General features: G+C 56.6%; 20 protein-coding genes. 10 read left to right on the top strand and 10 right to left on the bottom strand.

Features of this window, described 5'->3' with window-relative positions:
* The first annotated feature begins 39 nt into the window (after positions 1–39).
* The 5 genes from BMI79_RS16625 to trpS all read left to right on the top strand — a co-directional run bounded on the left by BMI79_RS16625 (position 40) and on the right by trpS (position 4,373).
* On the top strand, positions 40–1,047 hold the full coding sequence (locus BMI79_RS16625; RefSeq protein WP_076943236.1) for an SPOR domain-containing protein: 1,008 nt from the start codon (positions 40–42) through the stop codon (positions 1,045–1,047).
* 84 nt (positions 1,048–1,131) lie between these two features.
* Positions 1,132–1,944 (top strand): adenine-specific DNA-methyltransferase, encoded by an 813-nt coding sequence (dam, locus tag BMI79_RS16630; RefSeq protein WP_076943237.1) that lies wholly within the window; start codon positions 1,132–1,134, stop codon positions 1,942–1,944.
* Between the two features lie 54 nt (positions 1,945–1,998).
* Entirely contained in the window at positions 1,999–2,676 is a 678-nt protein-coding gene (rpe, locus tag BMI79_RS16635) for a ribulose-phosphate 3-epimerase (protein WP_076943238.1), read from the top strand.
* Entirely contained in the window at positions 2,669–3,376 is a 708-nt protein-coding gene (locus BMI79_RS16640) for a phosphoglycolate phosphatase (protein ID WP_076943239.1), read from the top strand. The genes rpe and BMI79_RS16640 overlap by 8 nt, the downstream gene beginning before the upstream one ends.
* Complete coding sequence (trpS, locus tag BMI79_RS16645) at positions 3,369–4,373, top strand: tryptophan--tRNA ligase (RefSeq protein WP_076943240.1); 1,005 nt, start codon at positions 3,369–3,371, stop codon at positions 4,371–4,373. Before BMI79_RS16640 ends, trpS begins: the two co-directional genes overlap by 8 nt.
* 143 nt (positions 4,374–4,516) lie before the next feature.
* Here trpS and cysG read toward each other — a convergent pair whose 3' ends face one another.
* The 4 genes from cysG to nirB all read right to left on the bottom strand — a co-directional run bounded on the left by cysG (position 4,517) and on the right by nirB (position 9,731).
* Complete coding sequence (gene cysG, locus BMI79_RS16650) at positions 4,517–5,920, bottom strand: siroheme synthase CysG (RefSeq protein WP_076943241.1); 1,404 nt, start codon at positions 5,918–5,920, stop codon at positions 4,517–4,519.
* A gap of 51 nt (positions 5,921–5,971) precedes the next feature.
* Positions 5,972–6,772, bottom strand: a complete 801-nt coding sequence (gene nirC, locus BMI79_RS16655) for a nitrite transporter NirC (protein ID WP_076943242.1) — start codon at positions 6,770–6,772, stop codon at positions 5,972–5,974.
* 83 nt (positions 6,773–6,855) lie between these two features.
* On the bottom strand, positions 6,856–7,185 hold the full coding sequence (gene nirD, locus BMI79_RS16660) for a nitrite reductase small subunit NirD (protein WP_076943243.1): 330 nt from the start codon (positions 7,183–7,185) through the stop codon (positions 6,856–6,858).
* Positions 7,182–9,731, bottom strand: coding sequence for a nitrite reductase large subunit NirB (gene nirB, locus BMI79_RS16665; protein ID WP_076943244.1), 2,550 nt, complete (start codon positions 9,729–9,731; stop codon positions 7,182–7,184). Before nirB ends, nirD begins: the two co-directional genes overlap by 4 nt.
* Before the next feature lie 277 nt (positions 9,732–10,008).
* On the opposite strand from nirB, the gene BMI79_RS16670 reads away from it, so the two are divergent.
* The gene (locus BMI79_RS16670; RefSeq protein WP_076943245.1) at positions 10,009–11,292 is read left to right on the top strand and encodes a cytosine deaminase; all 1,284 of its coding nucleotides are present in this window, start codon (positions 10,009–10,011) and stop codon (positions 11,290–11,292) included.
* Positions 11,293–11,349: 57 nt separating this feature from the next.
* Here BMI79_RS16670 and tsgA read toward each other — a convergent pair whose 3' ends face one another.
* The 6 genes from tsgA to BMI79_RS16700 form a co-directional block, all read right to left on the bottom strand.
* Positions 11,350–12,534, bottom strand: a complete 1,185-nt coding sequence (gene tsgA, locus BMI79_RS16675; protein WP_076943246.1) for an MFS transporter TsgA — start codon at positions 12,532–12,534, stop codon at positions 11,350–11,352.
* 191 nt (positions 12,535–12,725) lie between these two features.
* Entirely contained in the window at positions 12,726–13,706 is a 981-nt protein-coding gene (locus tag BMI79_RS16680) for a LacI family DNA-binding transcriptional regulator (RefSeq protein WP_076943247.1), read from the bottom strand.
* A gap of 225 nt (positions 13,707–13,931) precedes the next feature.
* Complete coding sequence (locus BMI79_RS16685) at positions 13,932–15,293, bottom strand: 6-phospho-beta-glucosidase (protein WP_083704466.1); 1,362 nt, start codon at positions 15,291–15,293, stop codon at positions 13,932–13,934.
* Complete coding sequence (locus BMI79_RS16690) at positions 15,290–15,628, bottom strand: PTS lactose/cellobiose transporter subunit IIA (RefSeq protein WP_076943303.1); 339 nt, start codon at positions 15,626–15,628, stop codon at positions 15,290–15,292. The genes BMI79_RS16685 and BMI79_RS16690 overlap by 4 nt, the downstream gene beginning before the upstream one ends.
* 25 nt (positions 15,629–15,653) lie before the next feature.
* On the bottom strand, positions 15,654–16,979 hold the full coding sequence (locus tag BMI79_RS16695; protein ID WP_076943248.1) for a PTS sugar transporter subunit IIC: 1,326 nt from the start codon (positions 16,977–16,979) through the stop codon (positions 15,654–15,656).
* A gap of 16 nt (positions 16,980–16,995) precedes the next feature.
* Positions 16,996–17,301, bottom strand: coding sequence for a PTS sugar transporter subunit IIB (locus tag BMI79_RS16700; RefSeq protein WP_076943249.1), 306 nt, complete (start codon positions 17,299–17,301; stop codon positions 16,996–16,998).
* 313 nt (positions 17,302–17,614) lie between these two features.
* Between BMI79_RS16700 and ppiA the strand changes: the two genes are divergently transcribed.
* The 4 genes from ppiA to BMI79_RS16720 all read left to right on the top strand — a co-directional run bounded on the left by ppiA (position 17,615) and on the right by BMI79_RS16720 (position 22,433).
* The gene (ppiA, locus tag BMI79_RS16705; protein WP_076943250.1) at positions 17,615–18,184 is read left to right on the top strand and encodes a peptidylprolyl isomerase A; all 570 of its coding nucleotides are present in this window, start codon (positions 17,615–17,617) and stop codon (positions 18,182–18,184) included.
* A gap of 168 nt (positions 18,185–18,352) precedes the next feature.
* Positions 18,353–20,038 (top strand): sensor histidine kinase, encoded by a 1,686-nt coding sequence (locus BMI79_RS16710; protein WP_076943251.1) that lies wholly within the window; start codon positions 18,353–18,355, stop codon positions 20,036–20,038.
* The gene (gene btsR, locus BMI79_RS16715) at positions 20,038–20,763 is read left to right on the top strand and encodes a two-component system response regulator BtsR (RefSeq protein ID WP_076943304.1); all 726 of its coding nucleotides are present in this window, start codon (positions 20,038–20,040) and stop codon (positions 20,761–20,763) included. Before BMI79_RS16710 ends, btsR begins: the two co-directional genes overlap by 1 nt.
* 143 nt (positions 20,764–20,906) lie before the next feature.
* Positions 20,907–22,433, top strand: coding sequence for a helicase HerA-like domain-containing protein (locus tag BMI79_RS16720; protein WP_076943252.1), 1,527 nt, complete (start codon positions 20,907–20,909; stop codon positions 22,431–22,433).
* Positions 22,434–22,449 lie beyond the last annotated feature (16 nt).

Here is a 22,449-nt window from a genome sequence, read left to right on the forward strand (position 1 = left end):
CAGGGTGGTGAGCTTTTGCCTCTAGTTGGAGGGTTTCAGATGGACGAGTTTAAACCGGAAGACGATCTCAGACCTGATGCCAGCGATCGCCGTCCTTCACGTTCGCGGCGGCCAGCAACAGGGCCGAGTTTTTCCTTATCGCGTCAGCATTTGATGATTGGTGTCGGTATCTTGGTTCTGCTGTTGCTGATCCTGGGGATCGGTTCGGCGCTGAAAGCCCCTACCCAACACGAGACTGCGCAGCAGGGAACTGCCCGGGATATCAACCTGTCGGGCTCTTCGTCACTGACCACCAGCAACAACGGTGTTCCGGGGGGCACTACCGACACCAACGATAATAACGGCGTTGGTCATTCTCAACCGCTGCAGCCGCAGAACATCAGCGTTCCCCCGATCTCCAGCACGCCGAGCGAAGCACAGCTGCAGCCACCGCAGGGTGGTGCGCAGCAGCGTGTTGAGCTGCCAGGGAATATGGCAGACGTCCTGTCATCGCAGCAGAGCCAGATTGATGCTGCCGCACAGAGCCTGAATGCGCCGGTTTCCGGGTTACCAACCGCGCCAGCAACCGTAATGAGCGGTGCCGGTGCGAGAGAAACCACGCGTCCGGTGCACAACAACAGTAATACCGCTGCAACGGCACAGCAGCATAAAGCACCGGCAAAAACCGCTGCGACAAAACCGGTGACGTCAGTGAAACCCGCTCCAACGACGACCACGGTTTACACGCCACCCGCCTCGGCAAAAAGCGGTGTTGTCAGTGGTAGTGCGGGCTCCATCACTTCGGCACCGGGCAGCCATTACACGCTGCAGCTGAGCAGTGCTTCACGTTCCGATACGTTGAAGGCGTTTGCCAAACAGCAGAATCTGCAGAACTTTACGGTGTATGAAACCAAGCGTGACGGTAAGCCGTGGTTCGTGTTGGTGAGCGGTAACTATGCTTCTTCGGCGGATGCGAAGCGCGCAGTTGCGACGTTACCGGCAGAGGTTCAGGCGAAGAAACCATGGGTCCGACCTGTACATCAAGTACAACAAGACCTTAAAAAATAAATCATTTAATTTTGTGCGCTGATGTGCTGTCTGAAACAGAGTACAATCCGCCGCTCTGAATTGTATAAGTAGCTAACTGACGGCATGAAGAAAAACCGCGCTTTTTTAAAATGGGCTGGTGGAAAATACCCGCTGGTTGACGAGATCCGTCGTCATCTGCCAGCGGGCGACTGCTTAATCGAGCCCTTCGTGGGTGCGGGTTCAGTATTTTTGAACACGGAATACGACGCCTATATTCTCGCCGACATCAACAGCGATCTTATTAATCTGTATAACATCGTTAAGCTGCGTACGGATGATTTCGTGCGTGATGCCCGCATGCTTTTCGCTGATGAATACAATTTCTCGGAGCAGTTTTACCTGTTGCGTGAAGAGTTCAATACCAGTGATGACGCCTATCGCCGCGCACTGTTGTTTCTCTATCTGAACCGCCACTGCTATAACGGCCTGTGCCGTTATAATCTGCGCGGTGAGTTTAACGTACCGTTCGGACGTTATAAGAGGCCGTACTTTCCGGAAGAGGAACTGTACTGGTTTGCTGAAAAATCCCGCAATGCCACTTTCGTCTGCGAGCATTACCGCGATACCATGGCCAAAGCAACGCGTGGTGCGGTAGTGTATTGCGATCCGCCTTATGCGCCGCTGTCGGCAACGGCGAATTTTACCGCTTATCATACCAACAGCTTCAGCCTGGCCGATCAGCAGGGGCTGGCGCAGTTGGCGCATCAATTGTCGGTAGAAAACCAGGTACCGGTATTGATTTCCAATCACGATACCGAACTGACGCGTGACTGGTATCAGCATGCTGAATTCTTTGAAGTGTCGGCCCGCCGGACGATCAGCCGCAATATCCTGGGCCGCAGTAAAGTAAACGAACTTCTCGCTTTATATCGCTAAGTCGGGGTTGCGCCCCGGCGTATAACAACTCGAACCCTACGTTTGGAGAAGCGGATGAAAAAGTTTTTGATTGCCCCGTCCATTCTGTCGGCAGACTTTGCCCGGTTAGGTGAGGACACCGCCAAGGTGCTGGCTGCCGGTAGTGACGTGGTGCACTTTGACGTGATGGATAACCACTATGTTCCCAATCTGACGATTGGGCCGATGGTGTGCGCAGCGCTGCGTAATTACGGCATTACTGCCCCCATTGATGTGCATCTGATGGTCAAGCCGGTCGATCGCATTGTGCCGGACTTCGCCAAAGCCGGTGCAACCTATATTTCTTTTCATCCTGAAGCCTCCGAGCACGTCGACCGTACCCTCCAACTGATCAAAGAACATGGCTGCAAGGCCGGTTTGGTCTTTAACCCGGCAACGCCATTGAGCTATCTCGACTATGTGATGGATAAACTCGATGTGATCCTACTGATGTCGGTTAACCCTGGCTTTGGTGGCCAATCGTTTATCCCGAGCACGCTTGACAAACTGCGTCAGGTGCGCAAACTGATCGACGACAGCGGGTTCGATATTCGTCTGGAAGTGGACGGTGGGGTTAAGGTGGACAACATTGCCGAGATCGCCGCAGCGGGTGCCGATATGTTCGTCGCCGGTTCCGCTATCTTTGGCCAGCCGGATTATCGTGCGGTGATTGACGACATGCGCCGTGAACTGGCGAAGGTGAATCATGGCTGATTTCAGCGCCATTCGCGGCCTGGCCTTCGATCTGGACGGTACGCTGGTTGACAGTGCTCCGGGGCTGGCGGCGGCGATCGATCTGGCGCTGGCAGAAATGGGCTTGCCGCAGGCCGGTGAGGCGCGAGTCGGCACCTGGATCGGGAATGGCGCGGATGTGCTGGTGCAACGTGCGTTGCGCTGGGCGGAAGTGGACGCCACGTCAGCGCATTGCCAGCAGATGCGCGAACGTTTCGATCATTTCTACGCGCAGACCGTGAGCAGCGGCAGCCGTCTGTTCCCACAGGTGAAAGCCACCCTTTGCTGCCTGGCTGAACAGGGTTACCCGATGGCGCTGGTGACCAACAAGCCAACGCCTTTTGTGGCCCCGTTGCTGACTGAGCTCGGTATTATCGACACGTTCTCGCTGATTATCGGTGGTGATGATGTGGTGGCAAAAAAGCCGCATCCTGCGCCATTGTATCTGGTGTTCGGCAAGCTTGGCCTGCGGGCTGGCGAGGTGTTGTTCGTTGGTGATTCACGCAACGATATTCAGGCGGCACAGGCGGCAGGTTGCCCGAGCGTTGGCCTGACGTATGGATATAACTACGGTGAAGCGATCGCCCTGAGCCATCCCGACCGTGTGTTGGAGCGCTTTGCCGATTTGTTGCCCGCTCTTGGGCTGTCATCTTTAGAGAATCAGGAATGTAATCATGAGTAAGCCCATCGTATTTAGCGGCGCGCAGCCGTCTGGTGAACTGACTATTGGCAACTACATGGGTGCGCTGCGTCAGTGGGTTCAAATGCAGGATGATTATGACTGCATTTACTGCATCGTCGATCTGCACGCGATTACCGCGCGCCAGGACGCAGAAAAGCTGCGTAAAGCCACGCTGGACACGCTGGCGCTGTACCTGGCCTGTGGTATCGATCCATCGAAAAGCACTATCTTTGTGCAGTCGCATGTGCCGGAGCATACGCAACTGAGCTGGGTGCTCAACTGCTATACCTATTTCGGCGAACTGAGCCGCATGACCCAGTTCAAAGACAAATCAGCGCGCTATGCCGAAAACATCAACGTTGGCCTGTTCAGCTACCCGGTGCTGATGGCGGCAGATATCCTGCTGTACCAGACCAACCAGGTGCCGGTGGGGGAAGACCAGAAACAGCATCTGGAACTGAGCCGCGACGTGTGCCAGCGTTTCAACGCACTGTATGGTGAAGTGTTCACCCTTCCTGAGCCGTTTATTCCCAAGTCTGGTGCGCGCGTGATGTCACTGCAGGATCCGGCCAAGAAGATGTCCAAGTCGGACGATAACCGTAACAACGTGATCGGCCTGCTGGAAGATCCAAGCGAGGTGACCAAAAAAATCAAACGTGCCATGACCGACTCGGAAGAGCCGCCGGTCATCCGTTACGATGTGGCGAACAAAGCGGGTGTTTCTAACCTGCTGGATATCCTGTCCGGCGTCACCGGCAAGAGCATTGCCCAACTGGAAGCAGAGTTTGCAGGCCAGATGTATGGTCACCTGAAGGGCGCGGTCGCAGAGGCGGTTTCCGGTATGCTGAGTGAGCTGCAGGAGCGTTACCACTATTTCCGCAATGACGAGGCGTTTTTGCAGCAGGTGATGCGTGATGGTGCGGTAAAAGCCCGCGCCCGTGCGCAGGAGACGTTGGCGAAAGTGTATGACGCGGTAGGTTTTGTGCCACATCCGTAATAGCTAACCAGTTCCCTCTCCTTGGTGAGAGGGTTAGGGTGAGGGGAATATCACCGCAGCTAAGGTTCCTCACCCCGGTCTTTCCCAAAGAGAAAGAGGGCGTTAATGCTCGGTGAAGGGTGTTAGGCCGATGGCCGCTTTTTTTACGCCATTTTGCTGAGGCTTTCCGGCAGTTCCCGGCTGGAGAACCAGTTCAATTGGTTGCGCAGGCTGACCACGCTGCCAACGATAATCAGGCTCGGGCTGGCGGCTCGCTGCGCAAGTTCCCCCAACTGAGCCAGTTCTCCTGTAATCACTCGCTGGCGGGTAGACGTGCCGTTTTCCACCAAGGCTATCGGCATGGTGCCAGCCATACCATGAGCGATCAGTTGCCGTTGAATCTCCGCCGCCTGCGTCAGGCCCATATAAAACACCAGCGTTTGTTGTCCGGCGGCCAGCGTTGCCCAGTCTAGCCCGCCGTCGGCCTTGGCGTGGCCGGTCACCAAGCGGACGCTTTGGGCATGATCGCGATGGGTGAGGGGAATACCGCTGTAGGCGGAACAGCCAGAGGCGGCGGTAATGCCTGGCACCACCGAGAACGGGATGCCAGCTGCGGCCAAGGTTTCTAATTCTTCACCGCCGCGGCCGAAGATAAAGGGATCGCCGCCTTTCAGCCGGACCACGCGTTTACCCTGTTGTGCCTGCGCCAGCAAGATCTGATTGATCTGCTCTTGTGGCACACAGTGATGCCCGGCGTGTTTACCCACAAAGATGCGTTCCGCATCGCGGCGCGTCAGCGCCATCACGTCTGCAGACACCAAACGATCGTAAACCACCACGTCGGCCTGCTGGATCTGCTGCAGGCCTTTTAGCGTCAGCAGCCCGGCATCGCCCGGCCCGGCGCCGACTAACACCACCTCGCCCTGTTCTTCCGGTTGTTGCGCCAACAGTTGTTCAACCTGTTGTTCCGCCAAAACGGTGTCATTGTTAGCCAGTGATTGCGCCAGCCGATCGTGGGCAAACAGCTTTTCCCAGAAACGGCGGCGCGCACCGATGCTGCTAAACTGCTGCTTTACCCGTTGGCGCAGCGAACCGCCCAACTGAGCCAGTTTGCCAAGGTGTTGCGGTAGCACGGCCTCCAGCTTTTCCCGCAGCAGGCGCGCCAGCACCGGGGCTTTGCCACCGGAAGAGACGGCGACCATCAGCGGAGAGCGATCGATAATCGACGGCATGATAAAGCTGGCACGTTTGGGATCGTCTACCACGTTACAGAATACCCGCTGCTGATTGGCACACTGATAGACCAGAGCATTCACTTCCAGCCGATCGGTGGCGGCAATCACCAGCCATTTTTCTGCCAGCAGTGCGGCATAAAACTCCCCCTCCACCAGCGTTACCCGCCCTTGTTCGGCCCAGGCCAGAAACTGCTGATTGAACTGGCAGGCATTGACCGTCAGCCGGGCACCGGCATCCAGCAGCAGGCGCGCTTTACGTTCGGCGACTTCCCCGCCGCCGACCAGCAGGCAGGCTTTATGTTGCAGTTGGCAGAAAATCGGTAAGTAATCCATCGGCAATCCTTGGGGAAGCGGCTGACGGGGCGATAACTCGCCCCTGCTTGATTATGCGGTTTGGCGAGTGGCGGCGTTTGCAGCCTGCGGACGTTGCGCACGCGGTGTGGCATACCAGTAGCCGAGGCCCATCAGGACCGCGCCAGACAGCGTATTCCCCAACGTTACCCACAACAGGTTATGGCCGATGCCGCTCAGGGTATAGGCTTCGCTGTGATGGCCGAACCAGGAGAGGGCAAACAGCGTCATGTTGGCAATTGAGTGTTCGTAGCCGGAAGCGATAAACGCCAGCAAACACCACCAGATGGCGATGAACTTGGCAGCACCTTCAACGCGCAGCGCCATCCAGATCGCCAAACAAACCAGCCAGTTACACAGCACCCCTTTGAAGAACAACACTTCTGCCGGGGCGGTGGTTTTCGCCAGCGCTGCGGTATGCACCAGGCTGGTGTCGACCGGCAACAGGCTACCGCCACCGTAGTAATACATCAGCGCCACCAGCACCGAGCCGAGCAGGTTGCCCAGCCAGGTTTGCGGCAACACGGCCCACATTTGGCTCTGTTTGATGGTGCCCGCTTTCACGCCCAGCGTCAGGAACATAGTGTGGCCGGTGAACAGTTCGGAACCGGCGATGATCACCAGCGTGAGTGCGATACCGAAGGTGGCGCCCATTACCAATGGGCGGATCGATGGATCCACCAGATTACCCAGAGTGAAGATCAGGATGATGCCAAGGCCGACGTAGGCTCCGGCCATGGCTGAACTGATCCAGAAGCCGAGCGGGCTCTCTTGCGCCAGTTTGACGATGCGCGCCGCGTTGGCGGCAGATTTGTTGATGGTATCGGTAAACATAGATTTCCCTGGAAATTAAAAACAAAAAGTGTAAAGGCAATAGCGGTAAGCCCCTCTCCTCTCTTTCGAAGGGAGGGGGAGTATTACTGAGCTGCTACTTGCACCATGCCATCGACGATTCTGTGGGTGAAACTGGCCACGGAACGGCTTTCGTCTTCCATGCACAACCCATCATGCAGGCGGAAATGCTGTTTCTTCAGCGGGCTGGCTACCCACAATTCCCCCTGATGCTCGGCAATCAGGCCGCGCGACAGCACGCTGGCCTGAGCGAACGGATCGATATTGCTGATGGCATACAGTTGTTCATCGGCGCGGGGGCGGAAGATAGCCACCTGCTGCTCGCCAATCAGCGCACACACGCCGGTGCCGGGCAGGATCTCGGCAAGCGGGCAAACGGAAATCCACTGGCTCATGCGTTGCTCTCCTCGGTTTCCAAGATCTTAACGGGGATACGCTCATCCGGGCGCGCCGGGCGATGCTGTTCACGTTCGGGCACCACCTGCACGTTAGGATCGCGCTGGCTGCTGTTGATGAAGTGAGAAAAACGTACCTGAGCGGCAGGGTCTTCGACGGTGGCCTTCCATTCGCAGGTGACCGCGCTGCGCAGGCGGGCGATTTCGGCCTCTAACTGATCGTTGATCCCCAGTTTGTCGTCGATGATCACCTTGCGCAGATAATCGATACCGCCTTCCAGGCTTTCCAGCCAGACCGAGGTGCGCTGCAATTTATCGCCGATACGGATATAGAACATCATAAAGCGGTCGAGATAGCGCATCAGCGTATCGCTGTCGAGATCCGCCGCCAGCAGATCCGCGTGGCGCGGTTTCATTCCGCCGTTGCCGCACACATACAGGTTCCAGCCGTTTTCGGTGGCAATAATGCCCACGTCTTTCCCCTGCGCTTCGGCACATTCACGGGTGCAGCCGGAAACGCCGAACTTCATTTTGTGCGGGGTACGGATGCCTTTGTAGCGGTGTTCAAGCTGCACGCCGAAGCCGACGCTGTCGCCGACGCCGTAACGGCACCAGGTGCTACCGACGCAGGTTTTCGCCATACGCAGCGCTTTGGCATACGCGTGACCGGTTTCGAACCCGGCGGCGATCAGCCTGCTCCAGATGGCGGGCAGATCGTCTTTCTGCGCGCCGAACATGCCGATGCGCTGGGAACCGGTCATCTTGGTGTACAGGTTATAGTCTTTAGCGATCTGGCCGATGGCCAGCAGCCCGTCCGGGGTGATTTCACCACCGGCAGAGCGCGGGATCACCGAATAGGTGCCGTCTTTCTGGATGTTGCCGAGGAAGTTGTCGTTAGTGTCTTGCAGCGGTGTGTGCTGTGGCTTGAGCACATACTCATTCCAGCAGGACGCCAGCAGCGAACCGACGGTGGGTTTACACACTTCGCAGCCGTAGCCTTTGCCGTATTTTGCCAGCAGCTCTGCAAAGGTTTTAATGCCTTCGACGCGGATAAGGTGGTACAACTCCTGGCGCGAATAGGCAAAGTGTTCGCACAGGTGGTTGTTGACCTCGATGCCCTGTTTGCTCAACTCGGCGTTCAGCACCTGGGTGATAAGCGGAACGCAGCCGCCGCAGCCGGTTCCGGCTTTAGTTTCAGACTTGATGGCCGCCACGGTGTGGCAGCCCAGGTTCACCGCCTTGATAATGTCGCCTTTAGTGACGTCAAAGCAGGAGCAGATCTGCGCGCTTTCCGGCAGCGAATCCACCCCGATCGCCGGTTTGCTGCCCGCGTGGGCTGGCAGGATCAGGCTGTCTGGGTTTTCCGGCAGCTCAATGTTGTTCAACGCCAGTTGCAATAGGTTGCCGTAGTCGCTGGTGTCACCGACCAACACCGCGCCGAGCAGGGTTTTGTTGTCTGCGCTAACGACCAGACGTTTGTAGACCTCTTTGCTCTCGTCCAGATAGACGTAGCTGCGTGCGCCAGCGGTGCGCGCATGGGCATCACCGATCCCGCCGACGTCGACGCCCAGCAGTTTCAGCTTGGCGCTCATGTCCGCGCCCTGGAAGGCATTCTCGCGGTTTAACAGATGATCGGCGGTGACCTGCGCCATCTTGTACCCTGGAGCGACCAGGCCAAAGGTGCGTTCGTGCCACGAGGCACATTCACCAATGGCATAAACATCGGGATCGGAGGTCTGGCAGCGATCGTTGATCGCAATGCCGCCGCGCGGAGCCGTTGCCAGCCCGCACTGGTGAGCCAGTTTGTCCTGTGGGCGGATGCCGGTAGAGAACACGATGAAATCGACTTCCAGCTCGCTGCCGTCGGCAAAGTGCATGGTTTTGCGCGCACTTTGCCCGCCGTTGACGATCTCGGTGGTGTTCTTACCTGTGTGAACTTTTACGCCCATCCGCTCGATCTTGCGGCGCAGTTGATCGCCGCCCATCGGATCGAGCTGTTCGGCCATCAGCATCGGGGCGAATTCGATAACGTGAGTTTCTACCCCCAGGCTTTTCAGTGCCCCGGCGGCCTCCAGGCCGAGCAGGCCACCGCCAACCACCGCGCCGCGTTTGCTGCGGCGCGCGCAGGATTCGATGGCGTTCAAATCTTCAATGGTGCGATAAACGAAACAATCCTGGCTTTCGGAGCCTTTGATCGGAGGAACCCACGGGTAGGAGCCGGTGGCCATGACCAGTTTGTCGTAATACACCGTGCGGCCGGTGTTGGAGTGGATCACCTTCTCCGCCCGGTTAATGGTGATGGCACGTTCGCCCACCAGCACTTTCACGCCCTGTTTCTCGTAAAAGCCTTCACGTACCAGCGACAGTTCTTCAGCGGTATGGTGAGAGAAATAGGAGGAGAGATGCACGCGATCGTAGGCGATACGGGGTTCTTCACAAAAGATGGTTATTTCAAACTGATCTTTGTCTGCCTTATCCAGCAGATCTTCGATAAATCGGTGGCCAACCATGCCGTTGCCGATGACAGCGAGTTTTACTCTACTCATTATTGCCTCAAAATTCTGATTTCCTGAGCGTACCTTATTCCTCCCTGACATCGATTTATTGATGCAAATCAATTTGGCTGCCATATACCTCTAATGTGGTATATATATGATTTTTATCAATATTTGTTAAGTTGCGGTTTTTGTTCAACTTTAGCTGAATCGAGCCAGTTGACGGGTCTGTGAGGTGAGTTCGGGAGGGGGCACCATTGCGCTGCTTTGTCAGCCACCAACGGCAGCCGTATGATGTGGGAACGTTTGGCAGAACAGAGGTGACAAGGTGGCGAATCATCCCGTGAAGTTTATCGATAATCTGCGCCTGAGTGGGCAGGAAGGGTTATGGCAACTGGCTCTTGAGCAGGGGCGTATTAGCCAGATCGTTCCGCAACCCGCAGGGCTGGAACCGGGCAGTGATGCATTGGATGCTGAAGGCGGCTTGGCATTGCCGGCGTTTGTTGAACCGCATATTCATCTGGATACCACCCAGACCGCCGGGCAGCCCGCCTGGAATCAGTCGGGTACGTTGTTTGAAGGCATTGAGCGCTGGGCCGAGCGCAAAGCGTTGCTGACCCATGAGGATGTGAAACGGCGCGCCTGGCAGACGCTGAAATGGCAGATCGCCAACGGTGTGCAGTATGTTCGTACTCACGTCGATGTTTCCGACCCTACGCTGACCGCACTGCGCGCGATGCTGGAAGTGAAGCAGGAAGTCGCCCCTTGGGTAACGCTGCAAATTGTGGCGTTCCCACAGGAAGGGATCCTGTCTTATCCCAACGGCGAAGCGCTGTTGGAGGAGGCGCTGCGCCTGGGGGCCGACGTGGTTGGGGCGATCCCGCATTTTGAGTTCACCCGCGAATACGGTGTGGAATCCCTGCATAAAGCATTCGCCCTGGCGCAGAAGTACGACCGGCTGGTGGATGTGCATTGCGATGAGATCGACGATGAACAATCGCGCTTTGTTGAAACTGTAGCAGCGCTGGCGCTGAAGCTGGAAATGGGCAGCAAGGTCACCGCCAGCCATACCACGGCGATGCACTCTTACAACGGGGCTTACACCTCGCGGCTGTTCCGCCTGCTGAAGATGTCTGGGATTAACTTTGTTGCTAATCCACTGGTGAATATTCATCTGCAGGGGCGTTTTGATACTTACCCTAAACGGCGTGGCATTACGCGGGTGAAAGAGATGCTGGAGGCGGGGATCAACGTCTGCTTTGGTCATGACGACGTCTTCGATCCCTGGTATCCGCTCGGCACCGCCAATATGTTGCAGGTGCTGCATATGGGGTTGCACGTCTGCCAACTGATGGGATACGGCCAGATCAACGATGGTTTGAACCTGATCACCACTCACAGCGCGCGGACGATGCACTTGCAGGACTATGGCCTAAAAGTGGGTAACAGCGCCAATCTGGTGATTTTGCCTGCGGAAAACGGCTTTGACGCGGTGCGCCGCCAAACGCCGGTGCGTTATTCCATGCGCCAGGGTGCGCTGATTGCTGAAACTCAGCCGGCAAGCACCACGTTGTATCTGCAAACGGAGGAGAAGGTGGATTTCCGGCGCTAGATGCCATGGAAAAAGGGTTCTGCGATGGCAGAACCCTTGAGGTGCCTTCATCAGAACTTAATGCGTGACATGCCCATGGCTGCGGTGTTTGGTGACAAAGCCAAGCAGCAGACACATCACAAACACCGCCAGATACAGGCCGTTGGCGGTGGTCAGCGCTGCGTGTGCGCCGCCTTTGCCCACGATCGGGCCGGTCACCACAAAGGTCAGCATAGTGCCGATGGTGCCGCAGGTCAGGATAAAGTTGACCAGCTTCGGTGAAGAAACTTTAGTTTGCAGCGAGCCAAGGGTGATCAGCGTGGTGTAAATAGCGCTGGAAACGAAGCCCAAAGCCATAATGAAATAGCTCAGGTGCTGCGGATTATCGCTGCTGACGAACAGGTACATGGCGCCGGTGGCTAAGGCTGCCAGCACGGTCACGATGCGTTGCAGATCGAAGAAGCGCAGGATAAAGCTGAACACCCACATGCCGATCATATAAGAAGTCCAGAAGTCGCTCACCAGCTTGCCCGCCTGGCCGATATCCATATTAAAGGATTTGGTGGCATATTCCGGCACCCACTGGATAAAGCCCAACTGACCAAGGATGTAGCACAAGGCGGCGATCGACAGGAACAGTACGCCAATGCCCCATTTCTCTTTCACTGCCGGTTCACCGCTTTCCGGCCCTTTGTTACCCAGCACCGGGAACTCAGAGCACAGGGTCAACACGAAGATCGCGACATACAGCAGGCCAATGCAGGCATAAACCCAATACCAGCCAATGCTGCGCGCCAGCAACATGGCGGCGACGATCGGGAAAATCATCCCCGCCATGCTGAAGAAAGAGTCGGTAAACAACAGGCGCGAACCCCGCTGGCGGCCAGCGTACATATGGGTAATCAGGAAGGTGCCGATCGACATGGTGATGCCGCTGACCACGCCGAGCACAAACATGCACAGCGAGAACAGGGTCAGGCTTTTGCTCACCATCAGCCCGGCAACTGCCAGCACCATCAGCACAAAACCAAACAGCAACTGGCGTTTCAACGGGATGATTTCCATCAGCCAGGCGTTCAGGAAGATCGAAATCAGAATACCGGCGTTCAGAAAGGTAAAGGTGTTACTCATGCTGGACACTGGCAGATTGAAGTATTCTGCAATGTTGCCCATCACCATCCCTGTGACGATCACTAAAGCTCCGGTCAGCGCGTAAGAAAAAAAGCTGATCCATGTTAGCCGGATGCGGTTGCTGTCATTCATTGTATAGGCCTGATTGATGACTGTTTCGGTTGAGGGTTAACACTGGCAAAAGGCCACGGCTTTTCTGGCAAAGCAGAGAAAGTCCCGCGAGAACCACCAGGAAGCGGATCCTAGCATAGCCAACGGGAGTTTTTGTGATGGTGGTCTGCTTTCTGATGCAAAAGATGAAATGCAATGAATGTCCCTGTGATCTAAACGGCGATCGGCACGATCGAATCACGGTGTACGATCGTTGGCTCAAAGGTGACCGCAGGCGTGTGTGGATCGATCAAGCGACGGGTGGCATGTTGTGCCATCTCGGTGATCGGGAAATGCACGCTGGTCAGCGCCGGGCGTGCAAAAGGCGCACGCTCGCCGCTGTCATAGCAAATCAGCGCGATATCCTGCGGTACGCGCAGACGGTGTTCATTAATGGCCAGCAGGGCACCAATTGCCATTTCTTCGTTACAGCAATAGATGGCACTCGGCAGCGTTGCACGGCGTAACAACTGGGCGGCACAGTCGTAACCGCTTTCCAGATCGTAAACCCCGGCAAGGCAATCCACCGGTTGCAGATCGGCAGCCCGCATCGCGTTAAGAAAACCCTGCAATCGCAGCTGGCTGGAGGCGCGCTGCGGTGGGCCGCTGATGCAGGCGATGCGCCGGTGGCCAGCATCGATCAGCTGTTGCGTCGCTATCTGGCTGGCGCGTACGTGATCAAACGTAACGCAACGATCTTCCAAACCTGGCACCAGGCGATCCAACAGCACAAAGTGGCGCTGCTCTGCGGCTAGCTGGCGGAGCCGATCGTCAGAGAGAAAACGCACGTGCAGGATCACCCCGTCACAGCGCAGGCTGAACAGGCGTTGAATCGCCAGCAGTTCGTTCTCTGCGCTGTTACGGCCTTGGGTCACCAGCAACTGTTTACCCTGCGATTCTGCCTCGGTTTGCACAAAATCCATCAGCGCACCAAAAAAGCCACCGCGGTAAGAGGTGGTAACCAGCCCCAGCGTATTGCTGTGGCTGGAGGCCAGCGCTCTGGCTGCCGGATTGGGGGTATAACCCAGTTCGGCCACGGCTTTGGTCACCTTCTCACGCGTGAGGGGTTTGACGTTGCTGTCACCATTCACCACGCGTGACACCGTGGCGCGGGATACCCCGGCCAACGCTGCGACATCTTCCAGTGTCACCATTATCCTGCTCCTGATTGCGTATCCCCTTGGTTTTTCAAGCTGCAGCGTGATGGGCTGTGTTGGCTCGTTTTCTCAGTGTGGTGTACGACATGTTATTTAAACGGTGGCAAATAGGCCTAATGCCGGTCAGTTAAACGCAAAACTGCATAATCGTGTGCAATTGCTAAAGGAGCCGCCCCCTCTCCCGTGGGAGAGGGCCGGGGTGAGGGGCTTGTAGTGCGGTGTTCATCCCCTCACCCTAACCCTCTCCCCAAGGGAGAGGGAACTGGTTAGCCTTAACTGACCAGCATTAGGCAAATAGGCCTGGTTTGCCTCCAGCACCTCGTCTAACAGCGGCTGGGCAATCTGGGCATTGGCCACCAATGGGTTGGTCACCAGCGCCAGCAGCGCGCTGCGGCGATCGCCATGTACGGCGGCTTCGATCGTCAGGCGTTCATAGGCCTTTACCTGCTGGGTCAAGGCGTGCATCGATTCCGGTAGCTGGCCGAAAGCGAGCGGATGCGCTCCCTGAGCGTCGATAATACAGTTGGTTTCTATCACAGCGTCGTCCGCTAAACCGCGAATAGCGCCACGGTTTGCGGTATTTACGACTAATTGCAACCCGAGATTATTGTGAATAGCACGAATCAGTTCCAGTGCGACCTCTGAATAGAAAGAGCCACCACGGAAGCTGAGCTGCTCAGGCTTGCTGTCCAGATGTGGGTCGGCATACAGTTCGAACAGTTCTTGTTCCACTTTCATCACCTGTTCGGCACGGGTGCCGTGCTCGGCAGCGGCGGCCGTTTCTTCTGCCAGCATCTGCTGAGTCTGGTAGAAATAACGATGATAAGGGCAAGGGATCGCACCCAGCGCCCGCAGGAATTCCGGCGGCCACGGCGCTTCTTTGATGTTGTTCATGGTTAACGTTGCGCCGTCACACAGCATATCGATCACCTTGCTGGTGACGTTCTGGCCGTTTTGCAGCACCTGGTGCACCCAAACCATGTGGTTCAACCCGGCAAACCGCAGTTGCACCCGGCCGCAAGGGGTTTGCAGCAGATTGGCAATCATATGGTGCATGCTGATAGGCACGTTGCACAGGCCGATGATTTTCGCTTGGGTATAACGCGAAACCGCTTCGGTTACGATGCCCGCCGGATTGGTGAAATTGATGATCCAGGCGTTCGGTGCCAACTGTTCCACTTTACGCGCGATGTTCAGCATCACCGGGATGGTGCGCAGTGCCTTGGCAAAACCGCCGACGCCGGTGGTTTCCTGGCCGATTAAGCGATATTTCAGCCCTAAGCGCTCATCGGCGGCGCGTGCCGGTAGCTGCCCGACGCGCAGTTGGGTGAGCACAAATTTGGCACCGCGAATCGCGTCGTCCAGTTCGAAATGCACGCTGACCTTTACCTGCTCCAGCCCGTTGCGTGCCAGCATACGCTGGGTCAACGCGGCAATGATCGCCACTTTCTCGCGGCCGGGTTCGACGTCCACCAACGCCAGTTCGGTGACGGGTAATTCTTCAATGCGCTGGATCAGCCCTTCGACCAACTCCGGCGTATAGCTGCTGCCACCGCCGATAATGGCGATCTTCAACGCACTCATGAACGGGCCTCCTGCTGTGCCTGACGGCGGTAAAGTTCAATCATGTCGCTTGCCAAGTCCTGAATGACCATCGCGTTCATCAGGTGATCCTGCGCATGTACGGTAATCAGGTTGATGGGCAGTTTGCCGCAGCCTTCGTCCAGGCTAATCAGCTGGGTCTGGATATGGTGCGCATGTTTCACCGCCTGCTGTGATTCGGCCATATGCTCAGCCGAGGCGGCAAAATCACCGGCTCGCGCCTGCTGCAATGCCATCAGCGCGCTGCTGCGGGCGCTACCGGCGAACACCAGCAGTTCCATGATGGTGCTTTCAAAATCCGGGCTGACATCAGCCATCTGTTCTGTCACGTTACTTCTCCTGTTACTGTGCAGTAGCGGTATCGATGGCTTCGCGCTCGGCGTCGGCCTGTTGCCGCTCCTGCGCCAATAGTTGTTTTTCATACACCTTGAAGAACGGCAGCCAGATCGCCAGATCGATGGCCATCAAGATCAGCACCAGCAGGGCGGCACGGATATCCCAGGAGGCCGAGATCATCGCCCCTAGCGGTGCCGGTGCGGTCCAGGGGGCCATGGCGACCATTTTTTCCACCAGCTCCCAGTTCAGAGCGAAATAGGCCAGCGTAGCGTTGACCATCGGGACGACGATCAACGGGATAAACAGCGTCGGGTTCATCACCACCGGTGAACCGAACAGCAGAGGTTCGTTGATGTTGAAGGCCGCGGGCACCACGCTCAGTTTGCCGATGGTGCGCAGGTGAATGGAGCGACTACGCATATACAGGAAGGCCAGCACCAACGTCGAGCCGGAACCGCCGATGCAGACATAGAACGACCAGAAGGGGGCGGTCAGGGTCTGGGTGGTGGCCGCGCCGTGTGCCACCAGCGCGGCATTGGTGGCCAGGTTGGTCATAAAGATCGGGTTGAGCAGGCCGGTCACGATGTTGTCACCGTGAATACCGGCAAACCACAGCAGGTTGGCGATCAGCACCGCCAGCAGGATGGCCGGCAGGGTATCACCCGCAGAGATCAGCGGTTGGAACAGGTGCATGATGGCATCGGGCAGCAGAAGCTGGAACTCACTCTGCATCAGAATGCTGATGGGGTACACCGTCAATAGGATGCCCACCACCGGATACAGCAGTTCGAACGAACGGGCAATCGCCGGTGGTACCTGTTCCGGCATGCGGATGGTGATGTGGTACTTTTTCAGCAGGCGGATCAGCTCGACCGACCAGATCGCGCAGATCAGGGCGGTAAACACCCCCTGGCCACCGAGGAAATCGAGCGACATCTTGTTATCCACCTGCGGTGCGGCGGCCAGCAGAAACGCCATCAGCGATAACAACCCGGCGGTCAGGGCATCCAGGCCATAATGCTTCGCCAGGCTGTAGGCGGTGCCAATGGCAACGAAGACGCTCATCAGGCCCATGGTCATAAAGAACGGCATGGTGATGGTGCTCCAGTGGGCTTTGGCGAAACCCAGCCAGGCTTGCCCGAAGCGGGAGGTAGTGGCGGCATCAAACGGCGGGTTGGCAACGATCAGCATGATACTGCCGACAATCAGGAACGGCATGGCGGAAATAAAGCCGTCGCGAATGGCGACGATATGACGTTGGCTGCCGATGCGGCCAGCCAACGGGGCAACATGGTTTTCCACCACGCGCATCAGGGAAGCGTAAAGGCTCATGATTCTCTCCGCAGAGTCAGGCAATCAGACCGAGGGCTTTGTCCAGCACCTTGTCACCGCGCAGGGTGCCGTAATCCATCATGTCGATGACGGCAACCGACAGGCCATGCGGCTCGGCGAGTTTGCTGAAACGCGCCAGTTCGTACTTCACCTGCGGCCCCAGCAGCACAACGCTGGCGGTTGGCAGCTCGGCTGCAAAATCGGCGGCGGGTATCGCGATGATTTCCACGTTCAGTTCACGTTTCTGCGCTTCGGCTTGCATGCGTTTGACCAGCATGCTGGTGGACATCCCAGCGGCACAACACAGCACAATCTTTATCATTCTTGCTCTCCAGTGAGATTACGACTGTGAGCGCAAATGAGAGCGCTCTCATTTGATCAGCGTAGCGGTATTTCAAAATCAAACCGGGAGTTGTATCGCAAAAAAGGAGGGGGAGAGAAAGTGGGTAAATAATGCGTGATCGACTTGGCAAAAATGAGCCTGACGATCATACTGTCGGCAGGCAAAAAACCAGCAGCTGTAAGAAATATCCGGCAATTACTTAAATATTGGTAAATGGCTGGCGCTATCAGGGGTAGCTCTTTAGAATCAAAGCGCTTTTCCGTTGTTTGTCTCCCAGAGAAAGGACCCGTTCATGTTCAAACGTACTTTAGTGACCTTCGTTGCGCTGTGTTCCCTGACCGCAATGGCTCCTGCCGCATTGGCCGCCGGTGAAACTCACGTCATGCTGACCACCTCGGCAGGCAATATTGAATTAGCGCTCGACAGCCAGAAGGCCCCAGTCTCCACCAAGAACTTCATTGACTACGTGAACAGCGGTTACTATAACAACACCGTTTTCCACCGCGTGATCCCGGGTTTTATGATTCAGGGTGGCGGTTTTACGGCGGATATGCAGCAGAAATCGACCGGTGCAGCGATCAAAAACGAAGCTGACAACGGCCTGCGTAACCTGCGCGGTACCATTTCCATGGCGCGCACTGCCGATAAAGACAGTGCAACCAGCCAGTTCTTCCTGAATGTGGCTGATAACGCTTTCCTCGACCATGGCCAGCGTGATTTCGGCTATGCGGTATTTGGGAAGGTAGTGAAAGGGATGGACGTGGTAGATAAGATTTCCCAGGTGCCAACCGGCAACGTGGGCCCTTATCAAAATGTCCCCAGCAAGCCGATCGTGATCCTGTCGGCCAAAGTGCTGCCATAACCTGCTCTGCTGTGCCAGCCCCGTTTGGGGCTGGTGCGTTATCTTCCTCCCGAAGCTTTGCCTGCATCACTGTTTTCTTCCCGTTGGCATGTTCTAATCAGCGCCCAAAACCAGCCCCTTTAGCTGGCACTTTCTGTTTGTTGTTGCTGTTTTGATGAGCTGCTGTTTATGTACGAATTTAACCAGGTTTTGCTGCTGTTACAGCAGATGTGTGTTTATCTTGTTATTGCCTATTTATTAAGTAAGACGCCGCTGTTTATCCCGCTGACGCAGGTCACCATTCGCTTGCCGCACAAGTTACTGTGCTACGTCATTTTCTCCGTGTTTTGCATCATGGGCACCTATTTCGGCCTGCATATCCAGGATTCGATCGCCAATACCCGTGCGATCGGCGCCGTACTGGGCGGGTTGCTCGGGGGACCTTCCGTTGGTTTTCTGGTGGGGTTGACCGGTGGTTTGCACCGCTACACGCTGGGGGGCATGACCGACGTCGCCTGTGCGGTCTCGACGGTGGCAGAAGGCCTGGTTGGCGGCGTCGTGCACAGCATCGCCATGCGGCGTGGGCGTATCGACTTACTGTTCAACCCTCTGTTTGTGGCGTGCATTGCGTTGACCACCGAAGTGCTGCAAATGGCCATCATCCTGGCGATCGCCCGCCCGTTCCCAGAGGCGTTGCGGCTGGTGGAGCACATTGCCTTGCCGATGGTGATCGCCAACACGCTCGGGGCGGCCATGTTTATGCAGATCCTGCTGGATCGGCGGGCGATGTTTGAGAAGTACACCAGCGCATTCTCTTCCAAGGCGCTGAAGATTGCGGAGCGTACCGAGGGTATTCTGCGACAGGGGTTTGATCAGGAAAACAGCATGAAGGTGGCGCGCGTCATTTATCAGGAGCTGGGCATTGGCGCTGTGGCGATCACCGATCGTGACAAACTGCTGGCCTTTATCGGCATTGGCGACGACCACCACGTGCCGGGGACGCCGATCTCTTCGGTGCATTCCCATCGTGCCATCGATAATAACGAGGTGGTGTATGCCGATGGTAATGAGCTCTCTTATTGCTGTTCGATCAACGCCAATTGCAAGCTGGGCTCGACGCTGGTGATCCCGCTGCGCGGCGAGAATCAACGGGTGATCGGCACCATCAAACTGTACGAACCGAAAACCAAACTGTTCAGCACCATCAACCGCACGCTGGGGGAAGGGATCGCCAGCCTGCTGTCGGCACAAATCATGGCCGGGCAATACGAGCGGCATAAACAACTGCTGGCACAGTCGGAAATCAAGCTGCTGCACGCCCAGGTTAACCCGCACTTCCTGTTTAATGCGCTGAATACGCTGGTGGCGGTGATCCGTCGGGATGGCGATCGTGCCTGCGAACTGGTGCAGTCTCTCTCTACCTTTTTCCGTAAAAACCTCAAACGTTCCGCTGATGAAGTGAGCCTGGCAGATGAGATTGAGCATGTGAATGCCTATCTGCAGATAGAAAAAGCCCGCTTTGCCGATCGGCTGGAGATTGCGGTTTCGCTGCCGGAGGAACTGCTGGCGGTCAGGCTGCCTGCCTTCTCGCTCCAGCCGATTGTGGAAAATGCCATTAAGCACGGCACTTCGCACCTGCTGGGGATTGGCCGGATCGATATTGGTGCCCGGCGCGAGGGCGACAATCTGTTGCTGCAGGTGACCGACAATGCCGGTTTGTTCCGCCAGCAGATAGGCGGCAGTGGGTTGGGTATGAATCTGGTGGATAGGCGTATCCGTGTGCGTTACGGTGATGGCTATGGGGTGCAGATCGCCTGTGAACCTGAAGCGTTTACCTGCATTACCTTGAGCGTGCCGTTGGCGAGGGCTGCATGATGTTAACCGTACTGATCGTTGACGATGAGCCCTCTGCCCGCGATAACCTGCGCCATCTGTTGGAAGAGGAACAGGGCGTCACCATTATCGGCGAGTGTGCCAATGCGATTGAGGCCATCAGCCAGATCCACCGTTTGCAACCGGATGTGGTGTTTCTGGATATTCAGATGCCGCGCATCAGCGGGCTGGAAATGGTGGGGATGCTCGATCCAAACCGCATGCCGTATATCGTATTCCTGACCGCTTATGATGAATACGCGGTGCAGGCCTTCGAAGAGCACGCGTTTGATTACCTGCTGAAACCCGCGGAACCCAAGCGGCTGAATAAGACGCTGCAGCGCCTGCATCAACGCCGCGCGCCACAGAATATTGCGGCGTTAGAGGAAAGCGCGGGCTATCTGAAATACATCCCTTGCACCGGCCATAGCCGCATCTACCTGTTGCGTTTTGATGAGGTGATCGCGATCCGCTCACGTTCGACCGGGGTGTATGTGGTGCGCAATGATGGCATGGAGTGTTTCACCGAACTGACGTTGCGCACGCTGGAAAGCCGCACGCCGCTGGTGCGTTGCCATCGGCAGTATCTGGTTAACCTTGAACAGGTCAGAGAGATCCGCTTTGAGGAGAGCGGCACGGCAGAGATGATCATGTCGGTGGGTGAGCCGGTGCCGGTCAGCCGCCGCTATCTGAAATCGCTGAAGGAAGAGTTGGGGCTACGTGGTTAAGCGCTGTCCCGCCATGGCACCTCAGGGCTGCTGACGATCAATTAAGGGACATCGGCTCTTGTCTTGACGGTACTTCATCGTGCTTATAGCTTTAATAGCATTAACGGGTGTTTTTGTGTCGAACAGGACCAAAGGAAAAGCGCATGAGTGAAGCTCGAGTTATTGCCAAAGCGATGCACGATGGGAAACCAGGCGCGGAACTGGTGATTTTGCCTGCCCTAGCTAACCGCCACGGTTTGATTACCGGGGCGACCGGTACCGGTAAAACGGTGACGCTGCAAAAGATGGCGGAACAGTTCTCACGTATTGGCATTCCTGTGTTTCTGGCCGACGTGAAGGGGGATTTGTCGGGGATTGCCGCGCAAGGCGTGCCTTCCGAAAAACTCCAGGCGCGGCTGGCGGCGATTGGCGTTACTGACTGGCAACCGCAGGCCTGTACGATAATCCCGTGGGATATCTTTGGTGAGAAAGGGCACCCGATCCGCGCCACCGTTTCCGATCTTGGCCCGCTGCTGCTTGGCCGTCTGTTAGATTTGAACGATGTGCAAAGCGGTGTGCTGCAGCTGATATTTAAAATCGCCGATGACAACGCGCTGCTGCTGCTCGATATGAAAGACCTGCGGGCGATGGTGCAGTTCGTCGGGGATAACGCCAAACAGTTTCAGACCCAATATGGCAACATCTCTGCTGCCTCGGTTGGCGCTATCCAGCGTGGTTTGCTGACGCTGGAAGAGCAGGGCGCTAATCAGTTTTTTGGCGAGCCGATGCTGGATATCAACGACCTGATGAGAACCGACGGCAATGGCCAAGGGATCATCAACCTGTTGGCGGCGGATAAGTTGATTAACCAACCGAAGCTCTATTCGGTATTCCTGCTGTGGCTGCTGGCCGAACTGTTTGAGCATTTGCCCGAAGTGGGCGACCCCGAGCAGCCAAAGCTGGTGTTTTTCTTCGACGAAGCCCACCTGCTGTTTAACGATGCGCCACCGGCTCTACTGACTAAAATCGAACAGGTGGTACGGCTGATCCGCTCGAAAAGCGTCGGGATCTATTTTGTTACCCAGAATCCGCTCGATATCCCGGACAGCGTGCTGGGGCAGTTGGGTAACCGCGTTCAGCATGCGCTGCGGGCTTTTACGCCGCGCGATCAGAAAGCGGTGAAGGCAGCCGCGCAAACGATGCGTGCCAATCCGGCGTTTGATGCTGAAACGGCGATTACCGAGCTGGGTGTGGGTGAGGCATTGGTGTCTTTTCTGGATGAGAAAGGGCGGCCAAACGTGGTGGAACGGGCGATGGTGATCGCCCCTGAATCGAAAATGGGCATGCTGGGGGCCGAAGGGCTGAACAGCGCCATCAATAAGTCGCCTCTCTACGGGCGCTACGAAGATGGGGTGGATCGTGAATCTGCCTATGAGAAGCTTTCTGCCGGAGGGTTTGCCACCATGGGCAAACCGCAGCCGGGCCAGCCTGAGCAACAGTCTGCCGCCGGGCCGGAGAGCGGTGGCGGGTTGATGGACGGCTTGAACGATATCCTGTTTGGCTCCACTGGCCCGCGCGGGGGGAAACGCGATGGTATCGTCCAGACTGCCGCCAAAAGCATGGCGCGCGATCTGGGCCGCCAGATCCTGCGTGGCGTCTTGGGTTCGATTATGGGTGGCCGCAAAAAGTAAGCTGACATTATTGGCG

Source organism: Serratia oryzae, from assembly GCF_001976145.1.
In the GTDB taxonomy this organism is placed as follows: domain Bacteria; phylum Pseudomonadota; class Gammaproteobacteria; order Enterobacterales; family Enterobacteriaceae; genus Chania; species Chania oryzae.

Coding starts and splice junctions, on each gene's coding strand:
- cysG (WP_076943241.1), bottom strand. CDS start 5,920: ATGGATTACTTACCGATTTTCTGCCAACTGCAACATAAAGCCTGCCTG.
- BMI79_RS16685 (WP_083704466.1), bottom strand. CDS start 15,293: ATGAGTGCGTTGAAGATCGCCATTATCGGCGGTGGCAGCAGCTATACG.
- btsR (WP_076943304.1), top strand. CDS start 20,038: ATGTTAACCGTACTGATCGTTGACGATGAGCCCTCTGCCCGCGATAAC.
- BMI79_RS16700 (WP_076943249.1), bottom strand. CDS start 17,301: ATGATAAAGATTGTGCTGTGTTGTGCCGCTGGGATGTCCACCAGCATG.
- ppiA (WP_076943250.1), top strand. CDS start 17,615: ATGTTCAAACGTACTTTAGTGACCTTCGTTGCGCTGTGTTCCCTGACC.
- rpe (WP_076943238.1), top strand. CDS start 1,999: ATGAAAAAGTTTTTGATTGCCCCGTCCATTCTGTCGGCAGACTTTGCC.
- nirD (WP_076943243.1), bottom strand. CDS start 7,185: ATGAGCCAGTGGATTTCCGTTTGCCCGCTTGCCGAGATCCTGCCCGGC.
- BMI79_RS16695 (WP_076943248.1), bottom strand. CDS start 16,979: ATGAGCCTTTACGCTTCCCTGATGCGCGTGGTGGAAAACCATGTTGCC.
- BMI79_RS16625 (WP_076943236.1), top strand. CDS start 40: ATGGACGAGTTTAAACCGGAAGACGATCTCAGACCTGATGCCAGCGAT.
- BMI79_RS16680 (WP_076943247.1), bottom strand. CDS start 13,706: ATGGTGACACTGGAAGATGTCGCAGCGTTGGCCGGGGTATCCCGCGCC.
- dam (WP_076943237.1), top strand. CDS start 1,132: ATGAAGAAAAACCGCGCTTTTTTAAAATGGGCTGGTGGAAAATACCCG.
- trpS (WP_076943240.1), top strand. CDS start 3,369: ATGAGTAAGCCCATCGTATTTAGCGGCGCGCAGCCGTCTGGTGAACTG.
- BMI79_RS16640 (WP_076943239.1), top strand. CDS start 2,669: ATGGCTGATTTCAGCGCCATTCGCGGCCTGGCCTTCGATCTGGACGGT.
- BMI79_RS16720 (WP_076943252.1), top strand. CDS start 20,907: ATGAGTGAAGCTCGAGTTATTGCCAAAGCGATGCACGATGGGAAACCA.
- BMI79_RS16690 (WP_076943303.1), bottom strand. CDS start 15,628: ATGGCTGATGTCAGCCCGGATTTTGAAAGCACCATCATGGAACTGCTG.
- tsgA (WP_076943246.1), bottom strand. CDS start 12,534: ATGAATGACAGCAACCGCATCCGGCTAACATGGATCAGCTTTTTTTCT.
- nirB (WP_076943244.1), bottom strand. CDS start 9,731: ATGAGTAGAGTAAAACTCGCTGTCATCGGCAACGGCATGGTTGGCCAC.
- nirC (WP_076943242.1), bottom strand. CDS start 6,772: ATGTTTACCGATACCATCAACAAATCTGCCGCCAACGCGGCGCGCATC.
- BMI79_RS16710 (WP_076943251.1), top strand. CDS start 18,353: ATGTACGAATTTAACCAGGTTTTGCTGCTGTTACAGCAGATGTGTGTT.